The sequence below is a fragment of the Desulfobacter curvatus DSM 3379 genome (assembly GCF_000373985.1).
Taxonomy (GTDB): domain Bacteria; phylum Desulfobacterota; class Desulfobacteria; order Desulfobacterales; family Desulfobacteraceae; genus Desulfobacter; species Desulfobacter curvatus.
The window spans coordinates 1-5,233 of the sequence record NZ_KB892953.1; the positions used below are offsets into that span (position 1 = coordinate 1).

The 5,233-nt window shown below is 44.7% G+C and carries 4 protein-coding genes and 2 pseudogenes; 3 read left to right on the forward strand and 3 right to left on the reverse strand.

What is annotated here, in order from left to right:
- Positions 1-142, reverse strand: a pseudogene (locus B147_RS33425) (IS110 family RNA-guided transposase); the annotation flags it as partial.
- Between the two features lie 135 nt (positions 143-277).
- Between B147_RS33425 and B147_RS0105545 the strand changes: the two are divergent.
- Positions 278-1,339, forward strand: coding sequence for a DUF2117 domain-containing protein (locus tag B147_RS0105545; RefSeq protein WP_020586244.1), 1,062 nt, complete (start codon positions 278-280; stop codon positions 1,337-1,339).
- A 720-nt stretch (positions 1,340-2,059) separates the two neighbouring features.
- Positions 2,060-4,051 (forward strand): methyl-accepting chemotaxis protein, encoded by a 1,992-nt coding sequence (locus tag B147_RS0105555; protein ID WP_020586246.1) that lies wholly within the window; start codon positions 2,060-2,062, stop codon positions 4,049-4,051.
- Positions 4,052-4,139: 88 nt separating this feature from the next.
- Here B147_RS0105555 and B147_RS31665 read toward each other — a convergent pair whose 3' ends face one another.
- Positions 4,140-4,304 (reverse strand): hypothetical protein, encoded by a 165-nt coding sequence (locus B147_RS31665; RefSeq protein WP_020586247.1) that lies wholly within the window; start codon positions 4,302-4,304, stop codon positions 4,140-4,142.
- Positions 4,305-4,693: 389 nt separating this feature from the next.
- On the opposite strand from B147_RS31665, the gene B147_RS0105570 reads away from it, so the two are divergent.
- Positions 4,694-4,909, forward strand: a complete 216-nt coding sequence (locus B147_RS0105570; RefSeq protein WP_020586249.1) for a hypothetical protein — start codon at positions 4,694-4,696, stop codon at positions 4,907-4,909.
- Positions 4,910-4,956: 47 nt separating this feature from the next.
- Here B147_RS0105570 and B147_RS32325 read toward each other — a convergent pair.
- A pseudogene (locus B147_RS32325) lies at positions 4,957-5,233 on the reverse strand (ISLre2 family transposase); the annotation flags it as partial.

Below are 5,233 nucleotides of genomic sequence, written 5' to 3' on the forward strand. Positions count from 1 at the left end.
ACTCTCGAATCTCATGCTGTTCTTTCCCATTATCATCAACCGTAATTAAACAGGCCGAAATTTTGTCTTTATGGACATCCAAACCACAACAAATTGGGTGAACGATTTGGATTAATGTGTTATTTTTTGATCTCTTGGTCATGGCTATCTCCTTATATTTTCTTGGTCGAAAAAAAAATTTGATAGCTATGACCATTTTTCAAAATTTGCAAGTGTTTCATGCTTCGTTGTGTCCGCTAGGACATGGGGGTTATAAAAAATTGTTCAGGGTGAATTGATGATCGGGTTACTTTTTCACGGCCCCGAAGTGTTTGATTCCGGCTGGGCTCAAAGGGTGATCAATGTTCTTGAACCCCTTGGCACCGTTCGTTGCGTCTTGGCAGGGACCATGGGCCGGACAGCCGTTTTCGACAGTGGCCTTAACGGCATTGAGTTCTGGGACCAGATGCCGGGCGCATGCCTCAAGGAACTGTCCCAGGCCACGGACATGGTAATCATTGTTAACTACGGCAAGTCGGTTGAGTCAGGACTTGTTTTTGGCGGCATGGTGGTTGACCGCGCCAGGGTCAACACCCCGGTGGTTCAGGTGGAGTGTGCGGGGCCTTTTGGGGTGGAATGGCAGTCAGGGTGTTCCTCTTTTATTATTGATACCCTGACCCGGTTAGGCCTTTCCCAAAGGGAAAAAATTGAGCTCGAACCCTCGGTGTGGAGCGAAAACGGCAAAATTTACCGCCGCATGACAACGGCGGAACCAGGCGATTTTGTATTGGTGAACGGGATCATGGTGGGCCTGGCCTTAGGAACCGAAGTGGTAATGGCCTGCCAAAACGGTCACCTCTGCGACATCAAGGGGGTAGATGTCAAGACCCACGGCATTGAAAAGCTGGACCGGCTGGGCGGTGTTGACCTGAAATCGGCCAAATTAGCTTCAACCCCTACTATCCGTCGTACCTGTCTCTCCCGGCGCATGGTAAAAAGTAACGGCCGCGGTATGGTGTTTATAGATCATGCAGGCATGCATGTGTATCAACTTGCTAACGAAGCAAGCGGGGTTGTCACCGTAGGAGACGACACCACGGTGGTGGCTGCGGATATACTATCAAGATTCGATATTCCGGTCATCGGTATTGTGGATGGGGACGAGGACGTAGTCCTGAAAAACGGTAGCTTCGCATCAGGATCGGTACGTTTGACCGTACGAAAAGACGATGAGTTCGGACTCAAGGTGCAGAATGCTGTCTTTGGCGGGGAAAAACAGTCTGACATAAGCTTTACGGATGCGTTGAACAAAATCCTTTCCCTGGCGGGAAACGATCTGGTGGGCACCCAGTATTTTTAATTTTTATAACTCACCTGACATGAGGACGAACAGGGACAGTCCGTGTTGGTCTTCCATACAAAAAAAACAGACCTTGTTTCTGAGGTAGTCTGCTCTTTTGGAAATATTTTTATGATGAAATGTCAGATTATCAGAATGATAAGGGCCTAATACCCAAAACGAACGATGACAATGAACTCAAACCAGCCTGTAAAAAAAGATTTACCGCATCTGCTTCCTGCATAGCTTTATTGCGTCTTCTCTTACATTTACCTTCGCTTCCTTGTTAAGCCCATCCAGTATGCTCTTTGACCCGCTTTCCACGCCGAGCACTGGTAAGCCCGCTGTTTATCCGCTTTTCAAATATTGAATGATCAAGGTCATTGGGCCTGGTTTCCATTCCAAAGGTAATGTTCATGGGCTGAATCATATCCATGAGCTTTTCACATAGTTTCCGGCAATCACGAGAAAGCCTATGCGAAATATTAAAAATGAGCATTCGTGCGACTATAAAGACGCGATTTTGAGAATCATTTTGCTTTTAGGGAACTGGAATGGTCGATATTAGCCTCAAATCCGAGGAATTTATGAATAAATTTCCACAAGTCTTTTAAATCGTAATGCCGTAAAATAAGATTGAATATCTGATTTTTAATTGGCAAAGGTATATTTTTTGCTTTTTAGTTAGGGTTTCTTGATAAAATTGATTCATTAAATCTATAAGCGAAAGGAATTGTGAGAATGACGTTCAAGTCCAAACTCCTAATTGGAAGTATTCTATCCGCCATGCTCCCCTTGGTTATTTCTGGATATTTTTCGATAAATAAATCCTCAAATGCCATCACTGAAATATTTAAATCCCAATCCATTCAAGTCGCCAAAGACTTGGCCATGCTGGCAGAAGAGGTTGTCAGCCAAGAAAAATACTTTGCTTTGTCCTTGGCTAAAACGCCTGTGGTAATACAGGCCGCCTCTAAAGTGTTTGATTCAGGAATGGATTCTGCGGAATCGGAGCTAAATTCCTTAGAAAACTTTCTTGCTGACGTTTATGCCGACGTCGGAATCAAATATGAAAGCCTTAGGGTTTCAGATAAAGACGGCAATATCATTGCGGACAGCTATGACGGGAAAGCTAAAATTCGCTCTTTGGCGGAACGGCAATATTTTATCGACGCTAAAAAAGGAAATATCAGTATAAGTGAGCCTATTCTATCATCATTTTCGGGCCTTCCAATTATCATAATAGCCATCCCCTTAAAAACGGCAGGGGGGACATTTACAGGGGCCTTTGTGTCTGGAATCAAACTTGATGAGTTAAGCAACCATATCACCCAGGCCAAATTGGGGAAAACCGGGTATCCTTTTGTAACTGATCAGAAAGGCATTTTTATCGCCCATCCCAATCCCGATCTTATTTTTAAGACTAATATGACTCAAACCAACGGAATGAAGGAGGCTGCCAGGTACATACTGGCTAATGAAATTGGTGTGCTTGACTATACTTTTGAAGGCGTGGATAAAATCGCCGGATTCGCTTTGGTCAAATCCACAGGGTGGCGTGTCTGCGTTACCCAAAATCGGGACGAATTTTTGGAAACATCCAAACATATTAGGAATCTGATATTTATCGTGGGTGTAATTGCCTTCATACTTGTGTTGGCTGGGGTTCTCTGGTTTGTAAAAGAACTTATGGTTCAACTGGGTGGAGAACCATTGGAGATTGCGCGTATTGCCGATAGCATTTCAGAAGGGGATTTAACTATCCAATTTACGGGTGATGCTGAAAAGCTGACCGGCGTATATGCAAGCATGAAAAAAATGACCCAGAATCTGACGAATATGCTTAAAGAAATCACTGGCGGTGTTTATACTTTGACGTCATCATCTACGGAACTTTCTGCCATTTCAGAACAGATGGCCTCTAATTCAGAGGCTACCTCGGAAAAGGCGAACAGCGTGGCTGCTGCTTCAGAAGAAATGACTGTGAATATGAATGGTGTGGCTGCTGCAACCGAACAAGCCGCGGCCAATCTCCAAACCGTTGTTGCCGCTACTGAAGAAATGTCTTCCACCATTTCTGAAATTGCAGCTAATACATCTAAAGGCAGTCAGACAACCATTAATGCCGTGAAAAAGGCAGAAGAGGTTTCAACAAAAGTCAATCAACTAGGAGAAGCTGCATCCCAGATCAGCAGAGTAACCGAAACCATCGCCGATATCTCTGAACAAACCAATCTTTTGGCTCTTAACGCAACCATTGAAGCTGCCAGGGCAGGGGAGGCAGGAAAAGGATTTGCCGTAGTGGCTGCAGAAATTAAGGCACTTGCCCATCAAACAGCCGAAGCTACTAAAGAAATCGGTCAGCGGATTGGGGAGGTGCAGATGAGTACCGGAGACTCCGTGACCGCCATTAATGAAATTGTTGAAGTTATCAATGAGATTAACACCATCGTGACATCTGTGGCTGCGGCCATTGAAGAGCAGACCGCCACCACCCAAGAAATTTCCAACAATGTAAGCCAGGCTGGGCTCGGGGTTCAGGAGGTGAACGATAATGTTAACCAGGCTTCCGCAGTGACTCGTGAAGTCAGCCAGAATATTCATCAGGTCAGCCAGGCGTCTGCCGAAATCAAGACGGGTAGCCTCCAGGTCAATGACAGCGCAGGTGCATTGTCCAAACTTGCCGAGAACCTTAATCAGTTAATTTCCAAATTTACGTTGGAAAAAGAGTAAAAAAGGCTTCAAATGGTTGGGCGGATTCCCCGCAACTCATCACCCATTGGCGAGGAAAAGGTGGCGGAGAGGGGGAATCCCGGCCCTGTTATTTTTCATTTGCAGGGCTGAAGCAGACAGCCGAGGTGCGGATGATACCCATGCATAAAAGAAGAACGCCGAACTGGGTTAGGCTACCCTCAGTGGCCGTGTCGTGCTCGTAAAGTTTGATGATGAGTTCTCGGACCACGAAAATAATGGATAGATCAATCATGCTGTGCAGTCGCAGCGACGCACCTTGAAGTATTCAATGAAACCACGGAAAAGCTCTATCATAACCAGATAACTGAGGATATCCGACCCGTTCAGAAAGCTGGAGTCCAACGTTTTCCTGCTCCAAGAGATTTTGTAGGGAAGACAGGGTTCGGAAAAGCCCGATTCCTAAAATTAAGATAATATAAAGGATCAGGATGTTTATAATATATTTCAGGGCATTGTTGAACAGGCTTTGCGCGTTCCGGTCCCAGAATAATATAGTGTGTTTTTTCTTTGTTTCTTGCATAGCGAATCTTACACCTGCGGGTATGGGAAATAGATGAGGCTATTTTTTTTGTTTTTTATTCAAGGCCCAGGAAAGAAAATTATATTTAAGAGGTCTCTGAGATGCGTTCCTTTCTAAAAATAAGCATTTTGATGATTCTTTTAATGGCTTGTGTTGCCGGTTGTGCAACAAGCAGTTTTATTACAGCAGATAATTTTTACCGGGGCATTTATGACATCAGCACCCAGAGTCAGGCACTAAAAGATGGGTATCCTTCCAGCGGGCCTAACCAGGATATTACCTCATACGAAGAGTATAAAGCCGGCCTGAAATATTAGGTTCGTTTTCACGGTTATTCGGTTTGGGCGCATTCCCATTTTCACGGTTATGCAGCTAACAATGAAATATGTGAATTGGCCATTTGTTTCAGACAGTTCCATCGTCCTGATTTATAGTATGAGCGCAGCATGAGCATTTTCTCCGCATTTTCCTTATACCAAAAAATGCAGGGACCTTTGAGTCTCAAATTGACAACTCTTCGAATCGAACTTTCAATCGCACCACTGCCAATCGGCAGATGCAATGCCTTTACCGTTGGGAAAGCAAGACGGTGCCTATTACGTACAAAATAATCCCGTTCTGTCCTTATGGCTTTGCTGTTC